This window comes from Bifidobacterium sp. MSTE12 (genome assembly GCF_000513015.1).
Lineage (GTDB): Bacteria > Actinomycetota > Actinomycetes > Actinomycetales > Bifidobacteriaceae > Bifidobacterium > Bifidobacterium dentium.
Window position 1 is genome coordinate 1 of sequence record NZ_AZYA01000048.1, and the last position, 26,628, is coordinate 26,628.

General features: G+C 56.7%; 17 protein-coding genes and 1 tRNA gene. 12 read left to right on the forward strand and 6 right to left on the reverse strand.

What is annotated here, in order from left to right; genetic code table 11:
* Positions 1-321: 321 nt before the first annotated feature.
* Positions 322-3,228, reverse strand: a complete 2,907-nt coding sequence (locus HMPREF1494_RS10600) for a glycoside hydrolase family 3 N-terminal domain-containing protein (protein WP_034522868.1) — start codon at positions 3,226-3,228, stop codon at positions 322-324.
* Positions 3,229-3,514: 286 nt separating this feature from the next.
* Here HMPREF1494_RS10600 and HMPREF1494_RS10605 point away from each other — a divergent pair, with 286 nt between their 5' ends.
* From HMPREF1494_RS10605 to HMPREF1494_RS10635, 7 genes are all read left to right on the forward strand, one after another.
* Positions 3,515-5,512 carry a serine/threonine-protein kinase gene (locus HMPREF1494_RS10605; protein ID WP_231495421.1) on the forward strand — a complete coding sequence of 666 codons (1,998 nt, stop codon included), beginning with the start codon at positions 3,515-3,517 and terminating at the stop codon, positions 5,510-5,512.
* Positions 5,513-5,649: 137 nt separating this feature from the next.
* The gene (locus HMPREF1494_RS10610) at positions 5,650-6,630 is read left to right on the forward strand and encodes a DsbA family protein (protein ID WP_003843041.1); all 981 of its coding nucleotides are present in this window, start codon (positions 5,650-5,652) and stop codon (positions 6,628-6,630) included.
* Between the two features lie 116 nt (positions 6,631-6,746).
* Positions 6,747-6,820 (forward strand) — tRNA-Thr (locus HMPREF1494_RS10615).
* A gap of 273 nt (positions 6,821-7,093) precedes the next feature.
* Positions 7,094-8,542, forward strand: a complete 1,449-nt coding sequence (locus tag HMPREF1494_RS10620) for a G5 domain-containing protein (RefSeq protein WP_034522886.1) — start codon at positions 7,094-7,096, stop codon at positions 8,540-8,542.
* Entirely contained in the window at positions 8,542-9,492 is a 951-nt protein-coding gene (rsmA, locus tag HMPREF1494_RS10625; RefSeq protein ID WP_003838150.1) for a 16S rRNA (adenine(1518)-N(6)/adenine(1519)-N(6))-dimethyltransferase RsmA, read from the forward strand. The genes HMPREF1494_RS10620 and rsmA overlap by 1 nt, the downstream gene beginning before the upstream one ends.
* Entirely contained in the window at positions 9,489-10,388 is a 900-nt protein-coding gene (locus tag HMPREF1494_RS10630) for a 4-(cytidine 5'-diphospho)-2-C-methyl-D-erythritol kinase (protein WP_034522890.1), read from the forward strand. Before rsmA ends, HMPREF1494_RS10630 begins: the two co-directional genes overlap by 4 nt.
* Before the next feature lie 44 nt (positions 10,389-10,432).
* The gene (locus HMPREF1494_RS10635; RefSeq protein ID WP_003843036.1) at positions 10,433-11,071 is read left to right on the forward strand and encodes a LytR C-terminal domain-containing protein; all 639 of its coding nucleotides are present in this window, start codon (positions 10,433-10,435) and stop codon (positions 11,069-11,071) included.
* A 62-nt stretch (positions 11,072-11,133) separates the two neighbouring features.
* Here the strand turns inward: HMPREF1494_RS10635 and HMPREF1494_RS10640 are convergent, their stop codons facing one another.
* Complete coding sequence (locus tag HMPREF1494_RS10640) at positions 11,134-12,546, reverse strand: CCA tRNA nucleotidyltransferase (protein WP_034522893.1); 1,413 nt, start codon at positions 12,544-12,546, stop codon at positions 11,134-11,136.
* Positions 12,547-12,845: 299 nt separating this feature from the next.
* Between HMPREF1494_RS10640 and HMPREF1494_RS10645 the strand changes: the two genes are divergently transcribed.
* From HMPREF1494_RS10645 to trxB, 5 genes are all read left to right on the forward strand, one after another.
* Positions 12,846-13,496: an NUDIX hydrolase gene (locus HMPREF1494_RS10645; protein ID WP_003844443.1), complete on the forward strand. Its 651-nt coding sequence runs from the start codon at positions 12,846-12,848 to the stop codon at positions 13,494-13,496.
* Positions 13,496-15,601 carry a DUF6049 family protein gene (locus HMPREF1494_RS10650; RefSeq protein ID WP_034522896.1) on the forward strand — a complete coding sequence of 702 codons (2,106 nt, stop codon included), beginning with the start codon at positions 13,496-13,498 and terminating at the stop codon, positions 15,599-15,601. The genes HMPREF1494_RS10645 and HMPREF1494_RS10650 overlap by 1 nt, the downstream gene beginning before the upstream one ends.
* Positions 15,598-19,314: a murein biosynthesis integral membrane protein MurJ gene (locus tag HMPREF1494_RS10655; protein ID WP_034522899.1), complete on the forward strand. Its 3,717-nt coding sequence runs from the start codon at positions 15,598-15,600 to the stop codon at positions 19,312-19,314. Before HMPREF1494_RS10650 ends, HMPREF1494_RS10655 begins: the two co-directional genes overlap by 4 nt.
* A gap of 175 nt (positions 19,315-19,489) precedes the next feature.
* On the forward strand, positions 19,490-21,193 hold the full coding sequence (locus HMPREF1494_RS10660) for an acetolactate synthase large subunit (RefSeq protein ID WP_196336292.1): 1,704 nt from the start codon (positions 19,490-19,492) through the stop codon (positions 21,191-21,193).
* Between the two features lie 180 nt (positions 21,194-21,373).
* A complete protein-coding gene (gene trxB / locus HMPREF1494_RS10665) occupies positions 21,374-22,306 on the forward strand; it encodes a thioredoxin-disulfide reductase (protein ID WP_034522905.1) in 933 nt (310 codons plus the stop codon).
* 194 nt (positions 22,307-22,500) lie between these two features.
* On the opposite strand, the gene HMPREF1494_RS10670 is transcribed toward trxB, so the two are convergent.
* From HMPREF1494_RS10670 to HMPREF1494_RS10685, 4 genes are all read right to left on the reverse strand, one after another.
* Entirely contained in the window at positions 22,501-23,808 is a 1,308-nt protein-coding gene (locus HMPREF1494_RS10670; protein WP_034522907.1) for a ParB/RepB/Spo0J family partition protein, read from the reverse strand.
* Between the two features lie 2 nt (positions 23,809-23,810).
* Complete coding sequence (locus HMPREF1494_RS10675; protein WP_034522911.1) at positions 23,811-24,755, reverse strand: ParA family protein; 945 nt, start codon at positions 24,753-24,755, stop codon at positions 23,811-23,813.
* Between the two features lie 268 nt (positions 24,756-25,023).
* Positions 25,024-25,773, reverse strand: coding sequence for a 16S rRNA (guanine(527)-N(7))-methyltransferase RsmG (rsmG, locus tag HMPREF1494_RS10680; RefSeq protein WP_034522914.1), 750 nt, complete (start codon positions 25,771-25,773; stop codon positions 25,024-25,026).
* A gap of 197 nt (positions 25,774-25,970) precedes the next feature.
* Positions 25,971-26,516 carry a Jag family protein gene (locus tag HMPREF1494_RS10685; RefSeq protein WP_003843026.1) on the reverse strand — a complete coding sequence of 182 codons (546 nt, stop codon included), beginning with the start codon at positions 26,514-26,516 and terminating at the stop codon, positions 25,971-25,973.
* Positions 26,517-26,628: the final 112 nt, after the last annotated feature.

Below are 26,628 nucleotides of genomic sequence, written 5' to 3' on the forward strand. Positions count from 1 at the left end.
CGGGAAAACCATCCGGAAATCACCGACACCACCAGAATAGCCCCGCAAAACTACGTCCAGATGAACGCCATCCGAACAACAAACGGCGTGTCGCACACATCGTAAGGCAAAACGCCAAAGCCAACCGACGCCAATCGCAAATGAAAGCAATGAACTCATAAGCGCCGCGAAGCCCGAAACGAGCCTTTTCCGATTACACAAGGCGCAAGGGCGGCGAACGAAGAACTTCCGATATGAAAAAAGCCGGAAGCAACTGCACGAACAGCTGACTTCCGGCTTGATCATTCACTGATCATTCAGTTATGGGATACGGAAACGAGATTACTCGGCCTTATCGGGTTCGACCGTAGCCACGGTCTTCCTGCGGGCCATGTAGCGCTTGATGGTCAGAGCCTCGAGCGCAAGGGCCAGCACCGCGGTCACGCCCCAAGCCACATACATGGCGGTCTTCCAGACCGGGGTCGCCACCTTCGGCTCGCCATCCGCATACTGCCAGCTGTTGGCTGCGGTGTACAGGATGTTGTGAGCAGCCTGACGCATTGCCTTCACGGAAGTCGCGGACTTGTCGGTGATGTGGTTGGTGATCTTAGTGGTGGCGAGCATCGCATCGTTGCCCGCACGCACTTCCTGATCAGCGTTCTGGTAGCCATAACCGCCGAAGTAATCAGTCAGGACGAAGCCCTTGAAACCCCACTCGTCGCGTAGGACGGTCTTCAACAGAGCGGCATCGCCACCGGCATAAGTGTTACCGATGTAGTTGAAGGCGCTCATGACGGCCTGTGCACCGCCTTCCTTCACACTCATCTCGAACGGCTTGAGATAGATCTCACGCATGGCCTGCTCATTGGACCAGGTGCAGAGCATCTCGGTACGCTTAGTCTCCTGATCATTCATGGCGAAGTGCTTCATGAAGGAGTACACACCCTTTTCCTTGGCGCCGGCAATCTGATTGGACGCCATGGCACCGGAGAGCAGGGCATCTTCCGAGAAGTACTCGAAGGTACGACCGGAGAAGGCATTGCGATGGATGTTCATAGCCGGCGCATACCAACCAGCCACATGCATGTCATGAGCCATGTCTCCAATCATCTCTCCGAACTGCTTGGCCAAATCCTTGTTCCAGGTGCAGGCGAATGCAGTGGAGGCAGGGAAACCGATGGAACCGACGCCGGTGAAGTTGTTGTTCAGCGATGCCGGGCCGTCAGCGTCGGTCAGTTGGACCTTGCCGACGGACTTCACAGCCTGAGTGCCATAGCCGCCGTTGGCGATGAGGTTGTCCATATCATCGAAGGTGAGCTGGTCAAGAAGCTTGTCCCAATCGGCATCGTCATAGTCCTTGCCATACATATCGGCTAGCTTCAGACCATTCTTGGCGCCGGTGGTCGGCATTTCGTCGGAATCGTCGTCGAACTTGGTCGGATCGTAATTCGAATTGTTGTAGAAGGTCTCCTTGGCCTTGTCGGACATTTCGAAATTGGTCGGAGCCGCAGTGGCTTCCTTGTAGTTCGCGAAGTGGTTCGCACGACTCAGGTAGGTCACATCGCCCGCGACGTCATCGAACTGGTTCGTGGCCACGGTCTGGTCACCGCTATGCGTGTTCGAATCGGAATCATAGGTGATGGTGTCATCCACGGTGACCTTCTGATCGGCGATCACGGTATGCGAGTCGGACTGGATGGAGATGTCGTAGTCGCCCTTCTCCAGCACGTATGCCTTCGCGTCCTTGTAGTCATAGGAGGCCATGTCGTCACCATCGAATTCGACTTTCACCGTCTCGGAGGCACCAGGCTTGAGTTCCTTGGTCTTCTCGAACGCCACCAGGTTCGTGCTGGCCTTCTCGATGCCGCCATCGGTGTATGGCGGGTTGTAGTAGACCTCGACCACGTCCTTGCCGGCCTTGTCGCCGGTATTGGTCACGGTCACGTCCACGGTGACCTTGCCATCCTTATAGGTCACATCATTGAGCTTCTGCTCGAACGAGGTGTACGACAGACCATAGCCGAACGGGAACGCGACCATGGAATCATAATCGATGGCCCCCTCGGCCGCAGCGGTCTCGTAGAACTTATAGCCCACATAGATGCCCTCGGAATAATTCACGAAAGCCGGGATGGCAGTGATGTCATCGCCAGTGAAGCCCTTATACTTTGCGGCCTTGTCCGCCATGTTGGTGTACTCGAACTTGCCGAAGTTGTTGTACGACACGGAAGTGGCCAGGTCCTTGAGGAAGGTATCGGAGGTCTTTCCGGAAGGATTGGTTTTGCCGGCGAGCACGTCGCCCAAGGCGGAGAAGCCGGTCTGACCTGCCGGCGGACACCATACCACGGACTTGATCTGCGGATAGTTGGACAGGAAGTCAAACTGGAAGGTGTTGGCACCGTTGTAGACAAGCGTGACCTTATCGAAGTTCTTGGTGACCAGGTCGATCATGTCGCGCTCGGTCTGGGAAAGCTGCAGGAAGCTTTCACCATCCTTAAAGTCCTCATAATCCTTGGAATTGTTGATATAGGTGATACCGTCAGCCTTCATGTTCGTGGGAAGATCGGCACCCTCGCCGCCGACGCGGGTGATGGTGATGACGGCTTCATCGGAAAAGCTCTTGGCGTCGGAGATCAGCTTGTCGGAATACTGCTTGGCCGGAACCTCAGGCAGGGTCCAGTCCTGCGCCCACATGCCGACTTCCGGACGATCCGAACGATAATCGGTGTACAGCTTGGACAATTCGGAATTGGTCTCGATTCCGGCTTCCTTCATGCCATCGAGCAGGGAGGTGGTGGCATACTGCTTGCTCATCGAACCGGAGCCGGTGCCGCCATAGACCGGATTGGTGGAGCCCCAGCCGAACACGTTGACCTTCTTGTTGGACAACGGCAGGTTGGAGTCGTCGTTCTTGAGCAGGGTAATCGCTTCCGACTGCACCTCCTTGGCCAGCTCGTTGGCCTTGGATACCGTGGTGTCGGAAAGCTCGTACTTGGTGATGGTCGCATTGTTCAGCAATGTCGACAACGGACCGGACATCATCATGGACACGGCGACGACGATGCCGACCAGTGCCACGATCCAAGATTCGGAATGGATGATTTTACGGGTTGCGATTTCCTTGACCGTCTTCCTGTTGACGGCGAAGGTGATGATCAGCGCGAGCACGAACAACACGCCAATCGCAATCAGATACGACGTCAGCGAACCGAGAACGTTCATGACGTCAGCCATGTTGATCTGCAGCATGGTATGTCTCCTCCTTGATTCTCATAACCAAACGACATGCAGCCTCGATACCGTTGTCGAAGCCAAGCGACTACACGGCACTGCCCCGCGCCGCTGCGTCACCAAGAAGTGAGGACACCTCTTCATGCCGATGTTTTGATTTCATCAAACCCCGTCCGAAAAGGGTCAGTCATTCTCCCAGCCTGTCGATTCGCGTGCATAATCTGCATGTATTCCGTGCATGATTTGCATGGAAAATACACCCTTTCAGCGCGTGAGAGACAAGAATAAGATGCCGCAAAGTACGATGGTTGCCATGAGCGACTTAAGCGCATTGAATCTGGAAGAGGGCAGCCTCGTAGGCGGCTATACGCTGATCGCCCGACTTGGCTCGGGCGCGATGGGATCGGTATGGCGTGTGCGGGACGATGGCGGTCACCAGTATGCGATGAAGATTCTGCGCGACTCCCTGACCGAAGACGGCACCTCGGCGGAGGCCTCCCGCGATCAGATGACGGCCCGCGAACGACTGCGTCGTGAGGCGATGTCGCTGCAGAAAGTACGTCATCCCGGCGTATGCGGCATCGTCGACATGGAACTCGACGACGCCCTGGCATTCATCGTCACCGAGCTGATCGAGGGGAAGAACCTGCGCGAAGACGTACGCATCAACGGCCGTTACGTCGGCGATGATCTGGAGCGACTGTCCCGCAAGCTCATCGCAGCAGTGAAGGCGGTGCATGCGGCCGGCATCGTGCACCGCGACATCAAACCGACGAACGTGATGGTATCCACCACCGGCCCGGTATTGGTGGATTTCGGCATCGCCATGGGCGAGGGTGAAAGCCATGTGACCCGCACTGGCCTAGTGATGGGTACACCGGGCTTCATCGCGCCGGAAATCATTGACGGTACCGAATCGGATGAGATGACCGACTGGTGGTCGGTGGCGTCGGTATTGGCGTTCGCCGCGACCGGCGAGCCGGTATTCGGTACGAAACCGATGATGGCGGTGCTGGAACGTGCGGCCGCCGGTAATGCGAACCTGTCCGGATTGCCTGCCGGCACCATGGCAGCGCTTCGATCGGCGCTCGATCCGGACCGTTCGAAGCGCTGCACACCGGATGCGTTGCTGCAGGCGATTGCGTTGGATGCACTCAACCCGCTGGTTTGGCAACAGGCACAACAGTCTGCACAAACCCCGCCCGCAGGTGACGCGACGGAGATGATGCCCCCTTTTGATGAATCCGCCCAAGGAGACGTCTCCAACCCGCGCGCATTATGGTATTTGCAGGACGACGTCGGAGGAGAAGACGCCATCGGTACGCAGACCATGCCGCGAATCGGAGAGGCCACGCAGGTCATCGCCGCCGACACGGACGCACCTACCAGGACGCTTGGAACCATGGATGCAGGCACCGACGTCATACCGACACAAGGTGGCACGCGACCACTTCCGCGGACTTTGCGGGGCGAACAAACGCAAACGATGCCGACCATGCCGATGCAGGATGCCTGGAATCCGCAAATCGCACCGACGCAGGTTGACCCGACCATCAAACCGGCCTTGCAACGCGTGGTGAATCAATCAACGGCACAGGCCGCACCGCAACCGTTGCCGCCGTCCGTAATTCCGCACGCCGACATCGCGCAAAGCCAACAACTACCGATGCAGCAGCCGTCGCAGCCATACGTAGTCGCCGGCCAGCCATCGCAATTCGCGTCGGCCATGCCGCAGAACGCAATCGACCCGAACGTGCCGCAACCGCCGAATCCCGCGGATGTCAAACGCGGTGAATATCTGTCGCGGGGCGTGCTGCCCTGCGCTCTGCTCTCCATACCGGTGGCGATCTGCGCATTGCTCTCCCCTTGGATGGCGCTCGGCGTGGCCTTGGCACTCAGCTGGGTGCTGTTCACCATCGGATGCAATGTGGAGTCACAGCTTGAACGCGAAGGCCGCCGAGGCGGCGAACGACGGAAATCCGATTGGGCCATCCGCGTGGCCAGCCTGCCTTGGCACATGCTCAAAGGCTTTGGCTACGCCTGTGCCCGCATGCTGATCATGGTGATCATCATGGCATTGGGATTGGCTATATCCACGCTTGCCTTGCATCTGCCATATGCGCTGCTCGATGTCGACCTTTTCGGTCTGACCGTTCCCCTGCCGACATTCACCGAGGGACCGCTTTCGCAAAGTGGACTCGTACAGGCGGGATTCGGCGTAATCGGCTGGCTGGTGGCAGCCATCGCGCCGGGCGCGATGGTGATGCGGCTCGGCGCCGGGTCATTACGCGGCGCACGGTAGACGGCCGAGCATTATCGGGCGAACGCCCTCGAAACCGTGCGACGTACCGCTCCGAATCTCCCTTACGTATCGATAAGGTCTCGCCGTTACTATGGTGCACAGCAACATGGTGCCGCAATCACTGGGAAAGGAATGGGATGGCCCAGAGCAACAAGAACGCGCAGAAGCGCGAGAGCCGCGCCGAGCGGAGGGCCGCCGAAGCCGCGGCCATCAAGGCGCGTGCCGAACAGGCGGAAAAGGAACGCAAGCAGCAGACGATGATCGGCGCCATCGTGGTGGCGGTATTGGTGATTCTCGTCGCCATCGGCGCGTTCACCGTCTATCACAACATACACAAGACAAGCGATGCGCAGGATGAGCTCACGGTCGAGCAGGCCTATGACAAACTGCAGGAAGTCAAGAACACGCCGACTTTGGTCGACAAGAAGGGCGGCCTGCTGATTTCCAAGAACGGTTACGGCAAATCCGTGGAAGGCGCGCCGACCATCGCCATCTATATGGACTTCCTGTGCCCCGGTTGCGGCAATCTGCATCGTCAGCTGGATGAGGATCTGCAGAAAATGATCGATGCGGGTCAGATTAACCTGGATCTGCATTTCATGGCGTTCATGGACCGCTGGTCCACCGACGAATATTCCAGCCGTGCAGCCAACGCCGCCATGTATCTGGCCGAGCATGACAGCAATCCGGAGCATCTGATCTCCTTCTTGGAGAAGATGTATGCCGAAGACTTCCAGCCGGAGGAAGGCTCGAACTACAAGTCGGTGAGCGACGCCAAGATCAAGAAGCAGATGATTGCGGCCGGCGTTTCCAAGGATGTCGCCGACAAGGCGTTCAACCGCGAATATCAGGATTGGCTCGACGCCATTGACACGTATACGCCGAAGCGTTCCGAATTGTGGAATGTAAGCGGCAACTACAAGGGCAGCATGACCACGCCTACGGTGACCATCAACGGCAAGTTCTGGGATATGAACCAGCTGTCGACCGCCAAGATGACCACCGCTGAAGGCCTGCTCGAAGCCATCGGACTCAAGGCGGATCAGGTCGGCGTCGCCGGCGACATGCCGTCCATCGGTTCCAAGAAAGGTCCGATTTCCGTCACCACCGGCGAGTAGTGACCAGCCACCAGCGCGCCCTAAGGCGCACAAGTCGAGTTGACTGCTTTGGGTGCGCTGGTTATGCTATTCAAGCGTTCCACTTTTCGAAAATCCATTTCGGCAGGTGACAACAAGCCTCCTTAGCTCAGATGGCCAGAGCGGCCGCCTTGTAAGCGGCAGGTCGTCGGTTCGATCCCGACAGGAGGCTCGAACCCGATTTCTCTCGGGAATAATTCTTACCATGGGTAAGTAATCCAGAAGCCTTCCCCCAACTTGTGGCTTCTGGAAATCGGGCGAGGCGTCCCCCAACCTGTCTCGCCCGATATAGGGGGCAGGACATCCCCTTCTCTCCTGCCCCCTTTTTCTTTTTCTAATCCCCGAAAATGTGGCGGTATGGCCAATGCGCCGGAAAAACCGGTCTCTCATTCTGCACCGACCATTAGAATGGCGACGTTATATGCCTGTATCGGAAAGAGGAGCTATGGCGAGAAGATGGACCCCTCAGAGGTTTGTGATGCTACGCCGTGTACGTGTTGTCATCTGCGTCACGACGGTCACCCTCGCTTCGGTGCTGGCATTCGGAGTAGGGGCACGCAAGACGGTGGCGTTGACGGTGAACGGCGAGACCACCACCGTGACCACGTATGCGATGAGCGTTGACCGTCTGTTGCAGGAACAGCAGGTGAAGGTGAAGACCCACGATCTGGTGGAATCCACATCATCCGGCACCCTGCAAAACCATTCTGTAGTGACAGTACGCAGCGCCTATCAGACCACCGTCACCATCGACGGCCAAGAAGTGCCGTTCTGGACGGTGGCGACCAGCGCCGATCAGCTGCTTGGATTCTTCGAGGCGAACGAAGCGGAGGCGTCGAAGATCACCGTCAACATCGATAACGTTTATAACAAGCTCACCGGAGGCCTGGTCATCAATCAGAACGGCCCGGTGACCGTCATCGCCGACGGTAAAAGTTCCGTATCGCCCAACGGCAAGCTGCCGGCGGCCTCCATTCTCGATTCCAAAGGAATCATCCTGAACAAGGAGGATCGCGTCAGCGTCGAAAAAAACAATGGCGAGACCATTCTGCGCGTGCAACGCGTAACGCATGACGAGCAGACACGTACGAAAACCGTGCCGCACGGCACCCAGACCATCATCGACGCGAGTCTGCAGCCCGGCGAAGCCGTGGTAAGGCAGGAAGGCGAGGATGGCGAAATCCAGCAGACCTATGACGTCACCTATGTGGACGGCGTTGAGGAAAGCGAAAAGCTGATCAACGAGGTGACCACGAAAATCGCCATCGATCAGATCATCGCCGTCGGTCCGGAAAAGACCGAGAGCTCCGATGCCGACAACGGCCAGGCCGATTCCGGAAGCAACGACAGTGATTCGAGCAAGTCCGACAAGAAAGACGAGTCGGACAAGAAAGATTCGGATTCGACCGACAAGAAGAACGATTCCTCCGAGAAGAACGATTCGACGTCCACTCCGACCACTGAGCCAACGCAAACACCGACCCCAACGCCGACGCCGACACAGCAACAACAACAGCAACAACAACAGCAACAGCAACAGACACAGACGACAACGAACCCTTCGGACGGCTGTCGACTCTACCATCCATCGGCTGCCCAGGCACAGACCTATGCGGCCGGCGCGGCAGCCCAGTATGGCTGGACCGGACAGCATTGGACCAATCTGGTCAAACTATGGAATCGTGAATCCAGCTGGCTGTGGTATTCGGAGAACGCGTCATCCGGAGCGTACGGCATTCCGCAATCCCTGCCAGGCAGCAAGATGGCCTCTTTCGGCGCGAACTGGCGTGATGACGCAGCCGTGCAGATCGATTGGGGCCTGAATTACATTGCGCAACGCTACGGCAATCCGACGAAGGCCTGGGAGCATTCCGAACAATATGGCTGGTACTGATGGAAAACGGAAACAACGAACACATGACTGAACACACGACCAATAACGCCATGCAGGGCCATCTGCTGGGAGCCGCTGACATTCGCCGCATTGCCGACGAGGCCGGCATAAGCCCCACCAAGAAATTCGGGCAGAATTTCGTCATCGACCCCGGTACCGTACGTCGCATCGTGCGCGAAGCCGCAGTGACGGCCGACGATCATGTGCTGGAGGTCGGGCCGGGTCTCGGCTCGCTGACCTTGGCGATTCTGGAAACCGGCGCGTCAATGACCGCCGTGGAGATCGACCCGTCATTGGCCGAGCGTCTGCCGAACACCATCGCCGAATTCATGCCGGATGCCGTGGAACGCTTCCGTGTGATCAATCGTGACGCATTGACCGTCTCACCGGAGAACCTGCCGGATTTCAGCGGCGACGATACCTTCACGTTGGTGGCCAACCTGCCGTATAACGTGGCCACGCCGATTCTGCTCACCTTGTTGGAACGATTTGACAATCTGCATTCCTTCCTGGTGATGGTGCAAAAGGAGGTGGCCGACCGTCTGGCCGCGAAACCGGGGTCGAAGATCTACGGCACCCCAAGCGTGAAGCTCGCCTGGTACGGTACGGCCGAACGTGCGGGCATCATCGGTCGTAACGTGTTCTGGCCGGCACCGAACGTGGATTCCGCATTGGTATTGTTCAAGCGTTACGAAGGCGGGCATACGCCAGCCGCCGATAGCGCCGATGGCCCGGCGGCAAAGCGTGAGACGGTATTCCGCCTGATTGACGCCGCCTTCGGCCAGCGCAGAAAGACCTTACATGCCGCGTTGAGAAGATTCGTGCCCGATGAGGCGTTCGATATGGCCGGCATCGACCCGACCCGTCGTGGCGAAACGCTCACCATCGACGAATTCGTAGCGCTGGCGCGGGCACTTGACGCCATTCCCGGCGAGGTGAACGCAGCATGACCGCCCTGCCTTCAGCCGTGAGCGTCGACTGCCCGGCGAAAACCAATCTGACCTTGCATGTGGGCGCGCCTCGCGCCGAATGGAATGGCCGCCACGAGCTCGACACCATCTATTGCGCAGTCGGCGTATACGATACTGTCACTGTCGCACGTAAGGCGCCAGGAACCGGGTTCTCGCTCAATCTCGAAGGCGCGCATCTGGGTGACCTGGCATCATCCGGCAGCGATATGCGCCGTAATCATGCCGTACTCGCCCTGTTCGCCCTGGCCGAAGCCAGCGGCAATGAACCGGATGTGGCGTTGAGCATCGACAAGCGCATTCCGGTCGGGGCCGGACTTGCCGGCGGTTCTGCCGATGCGGCTGCCACATTGCTGGCGTTGAACAAGCTGTGGAATCTTGATTGGCCGCTGGCCCGACTCCAACAGGTCGCCGCCACCTTGGGCGCCGATATGCCGTTCTGCCTATCGGGAGGGTATGCGCACGGCACGGGATTCGGCGAACGAATCGAGGAGCTGCCATCGGACGGTGATACCGTACGCGATCTGACCGACCGAGGTTTTGCCGGACGCTTGCTGGTGGGTGCCTATCGTGCGGAATTACGCACGCCGGAAGTATATGCGGCATTCGATCGGATCGGCGCCGGAGAAGGTGATGACAATCATCTGCAGCAGGCTGCGATCTCACTGCATCCCCGTAGCGGGCAGGCCATCGAAGTGGCGCTTGAGGCTGGTGCAAGCCACGCATTCGTCTCGGGCTCGGGACCGTCCGTCATCGCTTTCGTACCGGATGACAGGACATCCGAATCCGTAAGTCTCGCATGGCGGGAGCGGCACGCGGTCGACCGCATCATCGCGGCCCAGGCACCGGCCGTCCCGATTGTGCATATCATTGCGTGACAGTAAGGTTGGTACCAATTGACGTTGGAAAAAGGAACTCGCAAATGACTCAAGCTATCGACGAGCGCGAAGCACGCAAACAGTATGTACGCCGCCGTCAGAAGGTGGTGTTCTCCATCATCGGCGCCATCATGGCCGTGGTCATGGTGATCTCCCTGTTGTTCTTCTTCCACGTCGGTGGCCTGGGCACCGTCAAAACGGCCACGGTGCAACCGAATTACGGCCAACAGGTGCCCTGTGCGGTGAACGAGCAGGACGGTTCCAAAGGCAAGTATGTGGAGAACCGCAACATTACGGTCCGCGTGCTTAACGGCACGAAATTCATCGGCTTCGCCAAAGCGGTCAGCGGCGCGCTGGAAAATCGCGAGTTCAATACCCAGACACCTGACAACTACACCAGCTCCAAGGTGGAACGCACGATAATCTTCTTCGGTAAGAACGCCATCAATCAGGCATATACGGTGAATAGCAATTTCACCGATGCCATGATGGTCATGGACGATCGCACCGACCAACTGATCGACATCGTGGTGGGAGCCACCTTCGATAATCTGCAGGACACCAAGAAGGTGCCGGCCGCAGGCAAGCAGATCGAGAGCTTCGAAGGCTGCGTGGCCGCGGATAAGCTGACGGATCTGCCGAAGGCAGATCAACACGATCCGGTGAACCCGCCGGAGGGCTGAGTGCCGACCGCGGCGTGAAATGAATGCCCGCCTTCCCAATCAGGGGAAGGCGGGCATTCATTTCACTGTTCGGCGTACCAACGATTCAGTTCGGCCACAGCGACATCATGCTCGACCGGACCGTTATCAAGACGATATTCAAGCATGTGCTTGTAGGCCCTGCCTACCATCGGACCAGGTTCGATGCCCAACAGCTGCATAATCTCGTCACCATTGAGATCCGGCCTGATCGCGTCGAAATCCTCCTTTTTCTTAAGGTCCCGTACACGCTGTTCCATCTCATCCATGGCCGACGAGAAAATCATGGCCTTGCGGCGGTTCTGTGTGGTCGCATCGGCACGTGTCAGACGATTCAGACGCTCATAAAGCGGGCCGGCGTCCTTGACGTAGCGTCGTACCGCGGAATCGGTCCACGGCTCCTCCACATACCCATGGAAGCGTAGATGCAGATTGACCAACTCGCTGACGTCTTCGATCATATGATGGTCGAAACGTAAGGCTTTCAGACGTTTGCGCGTCATTTTCGCGCCGACGGCATCATGATGATGGAAGCTCACCTTGCCGCCCGGTTCGAAACGTCGGGTCTTCGGCTTGCCGATGTCGTGCATGAGCGCCGCCAGACGCAAGGTGAGGTCCGGGGCCGGCACCGGACCGTCGGGGCCGGTTTCCAACGCCACTGCACGGTCAACAACGATCATGGTGTGCTCGAATACATCCTTATGGCGATGATGTTCGTCGATCTCCAGCTGCAACGCCGGGATTTCCGGAAAGACGATATCGGCAAGACCGGAATCGACCAACGCCTCGATACCCGCACGCGGACGATCTGACAACAGCAGTTTCGTCAGCTCGTCGCGAACACGTTCCGCGGAGACGATATCGATGCGTTCGACCATATCTGAGAGTGCCTCGGCGGTTTCCGGCTCGATGCGGAAGCCGAGTTGCGCCACGAAACGCACCGCGCGCATCATACGCAGCGGATCGTCATCGAATGACTGACGGGGATTGACCGGCGTACGCAGCACACCCTTGACCAAGTCGTTCGCGCCGCCGAACGGATCGACGAATTCCAGATCCGGCACACGCAACGCCATCGCGTTCACCGTGAAATCACGACGGGACAGGTCTCCCTCCAACGTGTCGCCATAATTGACTTCCGGTTTGCGTGAATCCGGATCATAGGTATCAGAACGATAGGTGGTGACCTCCACCTTCACCTCGGTGCCATCCTCACGGCGGCGCATTGCGCCCAGCGTGCCGAACTTGCGGCCCATGTCCCAGAATCCGTCACGGCCAAAACGTCGCAGGATGTGCTCGAATTGTTCGGGACGCGCCGACGTGCAGAAATCAAGATCATGTGATTTGCGGTGCAGCAGCAGGTCACGCACAGGACCTCCCACCAATGCCAATTCATAACCCTCTTCGGCAAACATACGCCCTAATTCAACGGCTTCAGGCCATACTTCGAAGTTCACGCCATCCCTTTCCGGCAACCACAAGTCCCTGTGTACTTTCTGCGTACCAGCATAGCGTGGGCGCGGTATGGGCTCCCGTGAAGCAGAATGCAACTTCACGCGAATACGACCCTGGCACACCGAGACGCGATGGGAGATCCAACGGACTGATGCCGAGACCGGCATTCGGTCACGCATGCATTTCCCCATTCCCTGCATGCCAGCATCTTGTCGCCGGCTTGCGTAGGTTTCGCAACACTGCCTCTAGGAATAAGGTGTCGGGTTTCTGTTTTCAACATTGGGTGAGTATGGTTAAAACCATGATTACGCCCGCAGACCTTGCACGCATGCTTGCCCATGCTGCGGACGAGCATACCCAAAATCCGATGGAACCGGACGAATTGCTCTACACGTCACAGTCCGTTTCCTTGGAACGGCAGACCATCATCACGCCCAGCACGCCCACACCGGCGATGATGCCGCAGCGACGGACCGGCGACGGACCGACCACCTTCGCCTCGCTGGATGCGCAGGAACTCCCGGTGGTGCGAGAATACTCCGCAGGCGGACTGGTCTTCGATGACCGTGGGCGCGTGGCCATCATCGCCAGACATTCGCGCAGCGGACATTTGGAGTGGTGTCTGCCGAAGGGCCATATCGAAAAAGGCGAGACCCCGCAGCAGACCGCAGTGCGCGAAGTGCATGAGGAGACCGGAATCCTAGGCGAAGTGGTCGATTCCATTGCCACCATCGACTATTGGTTCACCGGTACCAGCCAGCGCGTGCATAAGCTCGTGCACCATTTTGCGCTGCGCCAAATCGGCGGTGAACTGACGGTGGAAGGCGACCCCGACCATGAGGCCGAGGATGCCATCTGGGTGGATTTCAATGATTTGGATGACGTGCTGAGCTATCCGAACGAACGGAAGATCGCATGGCTGTACGCAAGGAAACTCAACAGACAGGCTTAATGGTGAATCACTCCGCATATCGGAACGTTTCGCGTGCCCTGCGCGCGCTATCGGCAATCCTCGCCATGGTGCTGACCATGGCGTTACTGCTGTTATACGTTCCCACGCATACGGCCTTCGCCGAGGACGGGCAACAGGATACGCTGACCATCGACTCCTCGACGGCAGTGATGACGGATTCCTCCGGATACCACGTGACGGCCACGGTGACCAACACCACTGACCATGACCTGCCTGAGGGCACGCTCACGTTGGCGTTGAACGCCTTTTACACATTCGTGTCGCGCAATGACATTCAGGAATGGTCCGAAGGCACCGCGCGCATCCCCACGCCGAATACCGTCGGACAGGTACAGGTGCCCGCCCTGCAGCCGGGCGCATCAGCAAGCGTCTCCATCGACGCGGATGCCACGCAGCAATCGTTGCAGGCCATCAACACGTGGGGCCCGAAGCCCGTTCTGCTCAGCTATCAGGCCGACAACACACCAATTGATGAAGTGCACACGTTCGTGACCCGTTCCGGCACCGGACTCAATACGCCCTCCACCCCGGCGATGAACATCACCGTGGTCCAGCCACTTTCATCGGACGGGTGGACCACGGATACCAATGTGCTGGAACAGCTGGTCGATAAGGGCGGTCTCAAGTCGGGTACCGTAGCGAAAATCGTGACGCTCGGCAAGGATGACGCCAAACCCAAGGAGCTGGAGCAGGTCATCGCCAAGCATGACGGCCTGCAGACAATCGCCGATCCCACCTATCTCCAAGCCATGACGATGCCAACGCAAGTGGACGGCATCATGCAACCGGCATCGTTCGACATCACCGCATATTCGTCCATGGACAATGCGGAAGGCTACAGCAGGGCCGGTGTGAAACGATCCTCCTGGAATGCCAAAAAGGCCGTTTCAACTTATCGTTCGGCATTGGGAGACGCACGTGCGCAGGCTCGCATCTATGCTTGGCAAGGAACGGGCAATTGGACCAGTAAGGCACTGACGCAGGCCAAACAGCAGGGATACGATACGGTCATCGCCACTCACGACTTCGATGAAAGCGACGCCGCCACCGTGGAAACCGGCAAAACCGTAGTTTCCACCGATGCAGGCGATGTCACGGTACTGTCGGCGCAAAACGTGTTGACCGATCTGGCGCAAGGCAAGGCAACCAGCACACAGGCCGAGGCCGACGGCGAAGGCTCCTCAGCAGGCAGACTGGCCCGTTTCGCCGCACAAAGCGCGTTCTACCAGATGGAACAGCCGTATTCGGACCGTAACCTTTTGGTCTGCCTGTCCGCCAACGGCAATCCTGCCGATGTGGACGCCCTGATGTCCGTCATCGAACAATCCTCTTGGCTGAATATCACCGACCTCAACACGTTGGCCGACGCCGACGCACATCTGACCGGTGACGATGCGACCGCAGCGGTACCCGACACCGACGGTTTGAGCGCCGACAGGCGCACCGGCATCGAGCAGACGCTGAACACCCTGACCGACACGTCCAATGACGTCGCCAGATTCAATGCGTTCATCCTGACGGATGATGACAAACTCAACGACAACGACGCTATCGTCGAATGGCGCAAGCAACTCGTCCGCGCGCAATCCACGCTGGCCCTGCATGCCTTGAGCAACGACTCCGCTCACAGCGACACGATGGTCAAGGGCGCCCAACAGCTCGCTTCGCTACTGACCGACGGCGTGGCCATTACTCCGACGGACAACGTGACCGTGGTGAGCGAAACGGCGAAAATGCCGGTGACCATCAGCAACAGCCACCCTTACCCGGTGACGGTAAAGGTTTCATCGAGGACCAATTCCATGGAAATCGTCACGTCGCGCATGGATACCGTAGAGGTGCCGGCCCATGGTGAAGCCCAGGTCGCGTTCACCATTCGCGTGGCCACTTCCGGCAACGCCGACGCCACACTGTCTCTGATGGACCGACAGGGCACCGTGTTCGGTGCGGTGCAGACTACGCATATCACCAGCGCCCTGCAGATCAGCGACAAAAGCGGTTTCGTAATCATCGGCATTGCCGTGCTGCTTGCAGCGCTGGGCCTTTGGCGACAATTCAACCGTAAGAAGGATCCCGACGAATGAGTTCTTCCGTTGGCCGTAATTCACTGATCATGGCCTCCGGCACCGCGGCTTCCCGCGTGACCGGGCAGATTCGCACCATTTTGCTGGCGTGGGCGCTTGGCACCACCGGCTACGCCGCGAACGCCTACCAAGCCGGATCGATGATTCCGCAGGTCATCTACACGCTGGTTTCCGGTGGCATCTTCAACGCGGTACTCGTACCTCAGATCGTGCGCACGCTGAAGGACAAGGACGCTGAGACCAAACTCAACAAGCTGATCACGTTGTCCATCACCATGCTGCTCGGCGTGACGCTGCTGATGGCCGTCTGCACACCGTTGCTGACGAAGCTGTATGTGAACGGCGGTCCGGACACGATGGCTCTCGCCAACGCATTTACGTTATGGTGCATGCCGCAGATTTTCTTCTATGGCCTTTATACGGTGATCGGGCAGATTCTGGCGGCCAAGGACCATTTCGTCACCTACGCATGGAGCTCGGTGGGTGCGAATGTCATCAGCTGCATCGGCTTCGGCGCGTTCATCGCGCTGTTCGGCCGCGCTTCGGAACAGCCCGTCGGTTTCTGGTCCTCCGATAAGATTCTGCTTACCGCCGGTACATGGACGATCGGCGTAGCATTCCAAGCGTTGATCCTGTTCGTTCCGTTGACTCGTATCGGATTGCGATACCGCCCGAAATTCGGCATTCGCGGCATCGGATTGCGTTCGATGGGACCGGTGGCCGCCTGGAGTCTTGGCATCGTAGGCGTCGATCAGATCGTCAACGTGATCCTTACGCGCATCGCCACCAGCGCCCCATATCGCGCCCATCAGCTTTATGGCATGAATCAGCTCGATGTCGCCGGCAACGCGACCTATCAGAACGCCTATACGATCTACATGCTGCCTTACTCACTGATCGCGGTATCGATCGCTACGGCCATCTTCCCGAAGATTTCCAAGGCCGTTGCAGACGGCAATATCGGTGAGGCCCGCAACGATCTGAGCTCCGCATTGCGCAATCTCAACCTCATCATGTGCTTTCTGGCGACGGCATTCATCGTGCTGCCGCTGCCGATCGTGCTTGCGCTGCTGCCTTCCGTATCCGTACGTGAGGCATTGCTGATCAGCGCACCGTTGATGGCATTGGGCATCGGCCTGCCCTATGCCAGCTCATACCTAGTGATCCAGCGCACGTTCTACGCCTTCGAAGACGGCAAACATCCGTTCATCTTCATGGCGATCACCATGGGCTTTCAAGCACTCGCCCTGATCGTCGGAGCCGCATTGCTGCCTCCCACGCAATGGATCGTTCTGATCGGCGCGGTCATCACGGTGAGTTTCATCCTCCCCTACCCTCTGCTGATGCGCATGCTGCGAACCCGTTTCGCCGGCAATATCGATGGCTCGCGTATTCTGCGCGCCTATGCCAAGGCAACATTGGCGGAAATCGTCGCGGCGGCCGTCGGCCTGCTGTGCCGTAACGCCGTCTATACGCTGGTCGGCGCGCATATCGGACGGGATGATGGTTCCATGAACTGGGGGCAGGCCGTACTTGCGGCGATACTGCTGACCATCATCATCACCGTGGTCTATCTGGCCGCGCTGTGGGCGTTGCGTTCCGAGGAACTGACCTCTGTCATCGCCATGGTGACAAGCCGTATTCCGGGAATGCGCACGACCAGCCCGGACGGTAGAATATCCCCAGTGCCGGCAACTGGCAGCACTCGAACGAACACACCTATTACAGAGCCGAAGGAACCTATGAAACCTCAGCTGGGAGATACCGTCAGCAACCGTTATGTGCTGGTCTCGCCGCTTCGCGAAGAAACGGGTCTACAGGTATGGAAAGCCAGCGACCACGTGCTCGCACGAGACTGCCAGCTTTTCATCGTCAATAGCAAGAAGGCGCTGGCCGACGTCAATGCGGCCGCCTCCATGCTGGCCATCTCGCATGATTCGCATTTCACGCCGGTGCTGCAACTGCAGCATGTCGATGACGTCGCTCTGGTGATCACACAGCTTGATTCCGGCATCTCACTTAGCGATTACCTGTCCAGTCCCGCAGTGCAGCCGTTGAGCTATGAAGCGATGCGATCCATACTGGGCGAAGTGCTGGAGGCTCTGCGTGTATTGCAGCAGAACAATCTCACGCATTTCTCCATCAGCACCGACACCGTGCGTCTGACTCGCAACGGCGTGCAGATTGCCGACGCTCCCGTCAGCATCATGCTCGCCGACATGTCCCGCGTCCAATCCGCGGATGGCAGGGAGCAGCTTGCGATTCGCCAAATCGCCGCACTGTTGTATGCCATGCTGACCCGTAAGCCGTCGACGCTTGCCACTGATTTCAATCTATCGGCACTGTCACAGGACACTCCCATGGAATTCCGCGTCATCTGCAAGCGCGGCCTTGAGTTGCAGGAAGAGGACGGAGTCCCGACCATTCCGATGGCAACGCTTGCCGAGCTGGATGCGTTGCTCGACCACTATCAGCCGCTGCAGGAGCTGACGGGATCCGACATCGCGTTGCCTTCCACGGATTCGCAGTGTTCCATCGTCAACGTTCCGGTGTTGCAGATCCTCGACGAAGACACCATTGCACTGCCGGATAAGCTGGTCAGTTCCGGCAGTATTCCCGAACTGAATTTCGAAGCTCCGGAACCACACACCGATCTGTCCGACAGCAAGGAGGCCATCGCCAAGGGCATGGCCGCGACCAGCGGTGCCGTCAAAGCGCTATGGGCCAACAGCAAAGCCGTACTCAGCGAAGAGGACATCGACGGCGTAGTGGATGACGCCGCGACCCAATTCTCATTCCCCATCACGGTGACCGCCGATTCCATATCAGATGACACCGATGCGGAATCCCAATTGGAAAAGACCGGGCGCATTCCGGTCATCGGCGCCGACGGTCAGATCATTCAACCCGGCGAGGAATCCCAACGCGCATTGGAAGCCGAACGTGCCGCCATTGACGCGGCCTACGCAGCCGGCAACGCACCGGTACCACCAAGTTTCGCACCGAAGAATCCGCCGACTGAAGATGATTCCTCCGACGTGGCGGATGCCACATTGTTCGGCAAGGTCAAGACCAAGGTCGTGGCCATCATCATCGCCGTCATCGTTGTGGCGGTAGCCTTGGGATTCGCCATCCACGGACTGACCAAGAACACTTCCACGGGCACTTCCGCCGGCACTTCCGCAAGCGCCTGGCCGGAGATGAATCTTGACGATGTCCCGTTCGGCACCGAGACTACGCAGCCCTCCGATGACTCCAGCTCGGCGGCGAACGCCGACGCCAGCCCCTCCGCTACGAAGAAGGCCACCAAGCAGGCGGAAGATAATGTCATTACCACTGATAAGAAGGCCAAGAAGGTACCGGACCCGAAGCAGCCGGAGAACAACACCCCGTATGAGATCGACAATCGTCAGTTCGTGTCCAATCCCGACGGGCAGCAGGGCTACGGCTACTATGTGCATCTGAGTCAGCCGCATGATGTCTACCGTCTGGTCATCAAGATCCGCTCTTCGGGCGGTCAGGGCTATGTGCGTGTCAATACCACGTCGAACCCCACTCAAGGAGAGCAGGTGGCACAGTTCGAGTTCGATGCCAGCGGCACCACCGATGTGAAGTTCGATAGGACCGTGAACACGCAGGACATCCTGCTGTGGGTGCCTTTGGACAGTCTGCCGGGCAACCAGCTGTATATCGACAGCTTCCAAGTGTTCTAAGCGCCGTATTTCTTGTTGGTGTTCCTCCGGGCCCCGTATTACTCGACGAAGAACGAATGATACGGGGCCTTCGCATGTTTTCGTTTGCATGGCGGTGCGGAACGTTACCGCATTCGTTACATGACACTCGTTAGTATGTGACCTCGTGAACCAAGAGAACACCGTTGAAATCACTATCGAAAACGCTTCGGAACATACTCCGGAGGCCACCCACCACGAACATGTGCGCAATGTCGCAGACCTGTTCGTCGAATGCCTGGTCAACGAAGGCGTACACGTCATTTATGGCATTCCCGGCGAAGAGAACATCCCGCTGATGGAAGCCCTGGAACGCGATGGACGCATACGTTTCGTATTGACCCGCCATGAGCAGGGAGCGGGCTTCATGGCCTCCACGCAAGGCCATCTCACCGGCAAACCGGGTGTCTGCCTGGCCACGCTCGGACCGGGCGCATTGAATCTCACCCTGCCGGTGGCGCAAGCCAACGCCAGTACCATTCCGATGGTCGCCATCTGCGCACAAGGCAATGTGAGCCGTCTATACAAGGAATCACATCAGATCGTGGATCTGGTGTCGGTGTTCCGCCCACTGACGCAATGGACCAGTATGATCGCCACACCAAGTTCGGTGCCGGAAATCATCCGTAAGGCCTTCTCCGTAGCACAGCGGAAACGCCCCGGTGCAACCTGTCTGATTCTGCCCGAAGACGTGGCCGAGATGCCCGTTCCAGCCGGAATCAGGCCACTGCCGTTGCCGGATACTATGCATATCCGCCCGACGGACGGTACCATCGCCCGCGCGGCTGACATCATCAGTCAGGCGCAGCATCCGATCATTCTGGCCGGTAACGGCGTGGCCCGCGCCCATGCTGAGAATCGTCTGCTGGCACTGGCCGAACAGCTGAATGTGCCGGTGGCCACCACCTTCGAAGGCAAGGGCGTGATTTCGGATCATATTCCGAACGCACTTGGCGTAGTCGGTTTCATGAAACATGATTATGAAAATTTTGCTTTTGATGAAGCTGATTTAATTATCTCTGTCGGCTTTTCCATTCAACAGTTCGACCCAAAGAAAATTAACCCAAATGATGATAAGACTATCATTCATATCAATACCTTTATTGAAGATACCGATGCGCACTATTCAACCGCATTGAATATCATGGGTGACATCGACCAGACTTTGGAGGCGTTGATCACCCGTCTTCAAGTGAAAGGCATTCGCTTCGACGAATCGCACCCGTTGATTCACGAGTTGTTGAATTCGGAATTCCGCTCGTATGCAAGCGATGATTCTTTCCCGATGAAACCGCAACGTATCGTATATGACACCCGTCGCGCCATGGCGGATGACGATATCACGCTGGTAGACACCGGCGCATTGAAGATGTGGATGGCCCGCCTGTACCCGACGTACTATTCCAACACCTGCGTGATCGACAATTCGTTGTCTACCATGGCATGGACATTGCCCGGCGCCGTGGCCGCATCACTGGAAAATCCTGGCCGACCAGTATTGGCGGTAATGGGCGATGGCAGTTTCCTGATGAACGTGCAGGAAATAGAGACGGCCGTTCGCGTAGGTGCGCGTATGGTGGTGCTGGTGTGGGTCGACAAGGCCTATGGCCTGATCAAATGGAAGATGAACATTCACAATGGCTCGTACGAGGATGTCGATTTCGATAATCCGGATGTGCTGGAGTTGGCCCATAGTTTTGGAGCGTGTGGTCATGTGATAGAGGCGGCCGACGAGCTCTACCCCACCCTATGCGAGGCGTTAAAGAACCAGTCCGGCGTCGACATCATCGCCTGCCCTGTCGATTACAGTGAGAACATGAAGCTCATCGAAAAACTCGGCGAAGTCGATTTCGGCAACTGATTTTCACTGATGTGCCAACGATATGATGCTGGCTGTTTCACGTGAAACAGCCAGCATCCGTCATGTTCATTCCCTCTTCCAACCTTCGTGATGACCGGTTATCGCAAAATACGATAACGGGTGGAATACGCCCTGAGCTCATACGGCATGGCTCGGCGGAAGTGCTCGTATGGTGGGACCATGAGCGATTTGCGAGATGTAGTTATTATCGGATCCGGCCCGGCAGGATACACTGCAGCCATCTATCTAGGCCGTGCGGGATACAGACCACTGGTCATCGCCGGGGCACTGACTCCCGGCGGACAGCTGGTCAACACCACTGAGGTGGAAAATTTTCCGGGATTTCCCGATGGCATTCTCGGTCCCGACCTTATGGACAACATGAGGAAGCAGGCTGAAAAGTTCGGCGCCGAAATCATCTGGGACGATGTCATATCCGTTACCGTCGATGTCGAATCCGATACGAAGACCGTAACCCTTGACCAAGGCGACATATATCAGACTAGGGCCGTGGTAGTAGCCACCGGTTCCCAGTATCGCAAACTCGGCGTACCAGGCGAATCCGAATTCTCCGGCAAGGGCGTCTCCTACTGCGCAACCTGCGATGGATTCTTCTTCCGAGATAAGCCGATTGTTGTAATAGGTGGCGGAGATAGCGCCTTCGAAGAAGCCGATTTCCTATCCCGTTTTGGATCCTCCGTTACGCTGATTCATCGCCGTGATTCGTTCCGCGCCTCTCAAATTATGGTTGAACGAGCCAAGAACAATCCGAAGATTGATTTCGTTCTTAATTCCGTAATTGAAGAGATTAATGGAAATGATAATGGAGTTAATTCAATTTCTATACGTAACTTGAAAAACGAATCTGTGGAAGTTATTTCTGCAAATGGGGTTTTTGTCGCTATTGGACACACTCCCGCCACCACTTTCCTTGATGGTGTGGTAGATCGTGATGAGGCCGGATATATCCGAGTGGAAGGTGCCAGTACCAGAACCAGCACTCCGGGAATTTTCGCCGCCGGCGACTGCGTCGATAGTGTTTATCGCCAGGCCATCAGCGCCGCCGGAATGGGTTGCCGCGCCGCTCTCGACGCCCAATCCTATCTGCAGTAGTCTGCCCGGTTTTCTGCCGCATTCCCGCAGCAAGTCCCGTATTACGCGCTTGTTTTTGTCATGTGTCCACAGAGGGGGGAGGTGTGGCATATCCTATTTAAGACCGTAGAGACTCGGCCTGAGCGGCCCGGAGTGCGCCGTAATAGGATATGTCATTCCCTCCCACGGACATATCGATGAAGCGGACATATCAATCACTGCTGCTGCATGAGCAGATCGACGATTCGGTTCATGTCGTCTTCGGATTTGAACACGATTTCGATGCGGCCATGCTTCTTGGATCCCTTGATTGACACCTTGGTACCGAAACGTTGTTCAAGACCCATTTGCACCGGAGTACCAGCCCAGGGATTCAGCTTATTCGCCTTGGGTTTCTTCGGCTGATCGCTTTCGGAAACCTTCATCGACACGATTTCTTCGGTGCTACGCACTGACAATCCTTCGGAAATAATGCGAGTCGCCAGCTGTTCCATGTCAGATTCGGCAGGCAGGCCCAACAATGCGCGGGCATGTCCGGCGGAAAGCAGTCCCGAAGCGACTTTTTTCTGTACGACCGCCGGCAGATGCAGCAACCGCAGGGTATTGGCAATCTGCGGGCGTGACTTCGAAACAGATTTGGAAAGCTGCGCCTGCGTTAAACCGAAATCATCGATCATCTGCTGATATGCGGCCGCCTCTTCCAGTGGATTCAATGCAACACGATGCAGATTCTCCAGCAAAGCATCGCGCAGCATATCGTCATCCGCAGTGGTTTTGACGATTGCCGGTATCGTCTTCAGACCGGCAATCTGCGAAGCGCGCCAACGACGCTCACCCATGATGAGCTCGTACATGCTGTCCATGCGGCCCTCGAACATATTATGGGCCTCAGACGCATTCTTTGCGCTCTCCTGCGCCTGTTCAGGCTGTTCCTTACGTGCGGCCTCGATCTGCTCGCTTGGGCGCTTACGCACAACGATTGGCTGAAGCACGCCGACTTCCTGAATGGAGTCAGCCAACTCACGCAAATCATCCTCATCAAAGATGGTACGTGGCTGATGCAGATTCGGACCAACGTCACTGAGTCGTAATTCGACAAGATAGCCGCCTTGAACCGGCAACAATTCCAGCTCTTCGCTCTTCTTGTCAGATGATTCGGTTTCACGTGAAACACTTGTTTGTTTCTCAACCGACTGTTGCGACGATTCCACCCCCAGACCGGAACCACCGAAGAACATATCCGCAGGATGGGCGGTTTCATTCAAGGCAATGGAGGGCATTGCATTCCGTCGACTTGAAGTTTTTTTCACAGTTTCACGTGAAACACTCTTTTTGCCGGACTGTTTCATGCCATGCACGGCATCGACGGAGGCCTGTGCAGTAGCAACGGAAGTCTTGCTATCCTGCGGTTTCTCGGCAGTGGCTTGAGGCTCCTGCACAACATCTTCGTGCTTCTGGCTCTCCCCCGGCAAAGCGGGGAACAACGCTCCAAGACCCTTGCCCAAACGCGACTTCGTAGCCATAATCAGTTCTCGTTTCTTCTCGCATCAATAGCCTGCAGCACCGTCGGGGAACGACGTGCGATTTCCAATGCAGCCTCGCAATAGGAAATCGCTCCCATACCTTTCGGATCGTAGGCGATCACACTCTGATTGAAACTCGGAGCTTCGGAGATTTTCACCGTACGCGGAATGGTGGTGTCAAGCACGATGGTCGGATAGTGCTTTTTGACCTCCTCATGCACTTCACGGCTCAACAGCGTACGCTTATCAAACATCGTAACCAGCATGGTGGATACCAGCAGGGCGGGATTGAAATGCTCCTGCACCAAACCGATGGTGTTAATCAGTTGTCCAAGTCCCTCCAGTGCGTAATACTCCGCCTGAATTGGGATCAACATCTCCGTAACCGCGCACATGGCATTGATGACCAACAGTCCCAAACTCGGAGGGCAGTCGATGATCACATAGTCATAGTGCTGTTCGCTGGTGTTCAGGAATTCATCGACCGCACGTTTGAGCAATACATTGCGGTCAGTCATATCGGCGACTTCCAGCTCGGCACCACTCAAATCGATGGAGGCCGGCACCACGTCGAGCAATTCACAATCAGGACAGGTCTGCTTGACTTCGGCAATGCTCATACGCCCTTCAAGCACGTCATACACGGAAGGTTCCCCCGAGGTATGCCGCGCTCCAAGAGCGGTGGAAGCGTTTCCTTGCGGATCCATATCAATCAGTAATACTCGGGCACCATACTGTGCCAGCGCGGAGGAAACGTTCACCGCGGTCGTCGTTTTGCCGACGCCACCTTTCTGATTGGCTACGGCAATCATGCGAGTACGTTCCGGTTTAGGGAACGTCACCTTCTGCAGAGCACGATATCGCGATGATTCATCAGCTATCTGTGCGCCTAACGGGGAGGAGCTTCCTCCGAAAATACGTTTAATGGTATCCGTGGCGGATTCCATAGACGTCAGGTTGTCTGGTCCTTCAGGTCCAGTCATGAACTAGCCCTCCTCGATTACTTACAGTATGTTCAAGTTTCTTCATTTGGGTGGACATGTAGTACATTGTGCATAAATGTGGATAACTGTGTATAGTTGGTGGATAACTTACATGGCGCTTAAAAAATTATCCACAGGATAAACGTTGCAATATAGCGAAAATTTTTTCATCCCAAATCATAACGTCTACAAGTGTGGACAAAGTGGATAACTTCGCCAAATTGTGGATAACTTATCTCTTGTCGACCATCAGAATATGCGTTGATTCCAGTCCCGGCCCCACCTCGGCATCAACCACCCGAGGACGGACTCCCCCGCTCTTGGCAATCTCCTTCGAGGCCTTATCGATCTCATCTTGTGCAGATTGTCCTTTCAAGGCGACTAGACGACCTCCCGTCTCAAGCAAGGGCAACGTCCATCCGGAAAGTTTGGTCATAGGTGCTACGGCACGGCAGGTCACCACGGCAAACGGATGACTTATGGCAATTGGATTACCATCCAGGTCGAGTACGGGAGTGGTATGCGATATTGCTCCCCTGTTCTTCCTGCTGGTTTTGGAACCGCGGATGGCATCGATCATTGCATTGGCGCGTGACCGTACCACCGTGACATTGTCAAGGCCCATGTCGTTGACACATTCATTGAGCCATTCGACGCGACGTTCCATGGGCTCCACCAACGTGAACCGATGATCCGGCAGACATGCGGCCGCGACGATTCCAGGGAATCCACCGCCACTACCAATATCAGCCACCGTCTTGAATTGCCTGCGTACCGTTGCTTCACGTACAAATGGCACGATCGCCGCAGAATTCAGGATATGTCGTTCCCAGATAATACCGACGTCACGCGGTCCGATAAGTCCGCGGGGCTCTCCCTCCTGTGCTAGTTTGTCATGAAAAATACGCAACTTCACGAGCGCATCCCCAAGTACTTCTTCCAAAATCGGCGAATTATCAAGTTCGTCAGTCACTTCAGTCATGCTCTCTATCCTATAACCACAGGGATATCAACCACCTCCATGAATAACACGACGGCAGTGTCGTAGTAGAGAGAGGGGACGATGTTCTTCCGTGATGCACTCACAGGTCTAAGACGCAACCGGAATATTGACCTTCGAAGCTGTCACACATAAAAAAACGCCGCACAATAGCGGCGTTATGTTTCACGTGAAACGAATCAGATTTCGACGATATCTTCGAAATCATCCTCTTCGGTGGTCGTTCCGGTAGATCCCGACTTGAGGTACACCGTCACATAACGATGCGGCTCTTCACCGTGGGAGCGGGACTTCAGTCCTTCCTCACGAACTACATCATGCACGATCTTGCGCTCAAAAGAATTCATCGGCTTGAGATCCACCGGCTCACCGGTTTCACGCGCTTCGTCGATGGCATCCAATGCGATATCATGCAGACGCTGACGCTTATGCTTAAGATAGCCGTCAACGTCCACGATGAGGTGAGACCGTTCGCCAGTCTTCTGCTGAACCGCCAAACGGGTGAGTTGCTGCAAGGCATCCACCACTTCCCCATTGCGGCCAATCAGATGCTTGATATCAGTGTCATCATCGGCAACAATCTGTACGGTCGGGCGATTGTTGCGTACGCCCATCTCAATATCGCCTTCATAGTCGACGATATCCAGCAATTCTTCAAGATAATCGGCAGCGATATCAGCTTCTTCATTGAGCTGATCGATGGTCTTTTCATCATCTTGCGCCATGGTTGTGTACTCCTTTGAGCGGGGTGTCTGTTCTCAGTCTAAGTCCTGTTTATCACTTCGGTAATAACCCTGAAGGAAGGGCGTGTCCCGTGTTTCACGTGAAACACGGGAC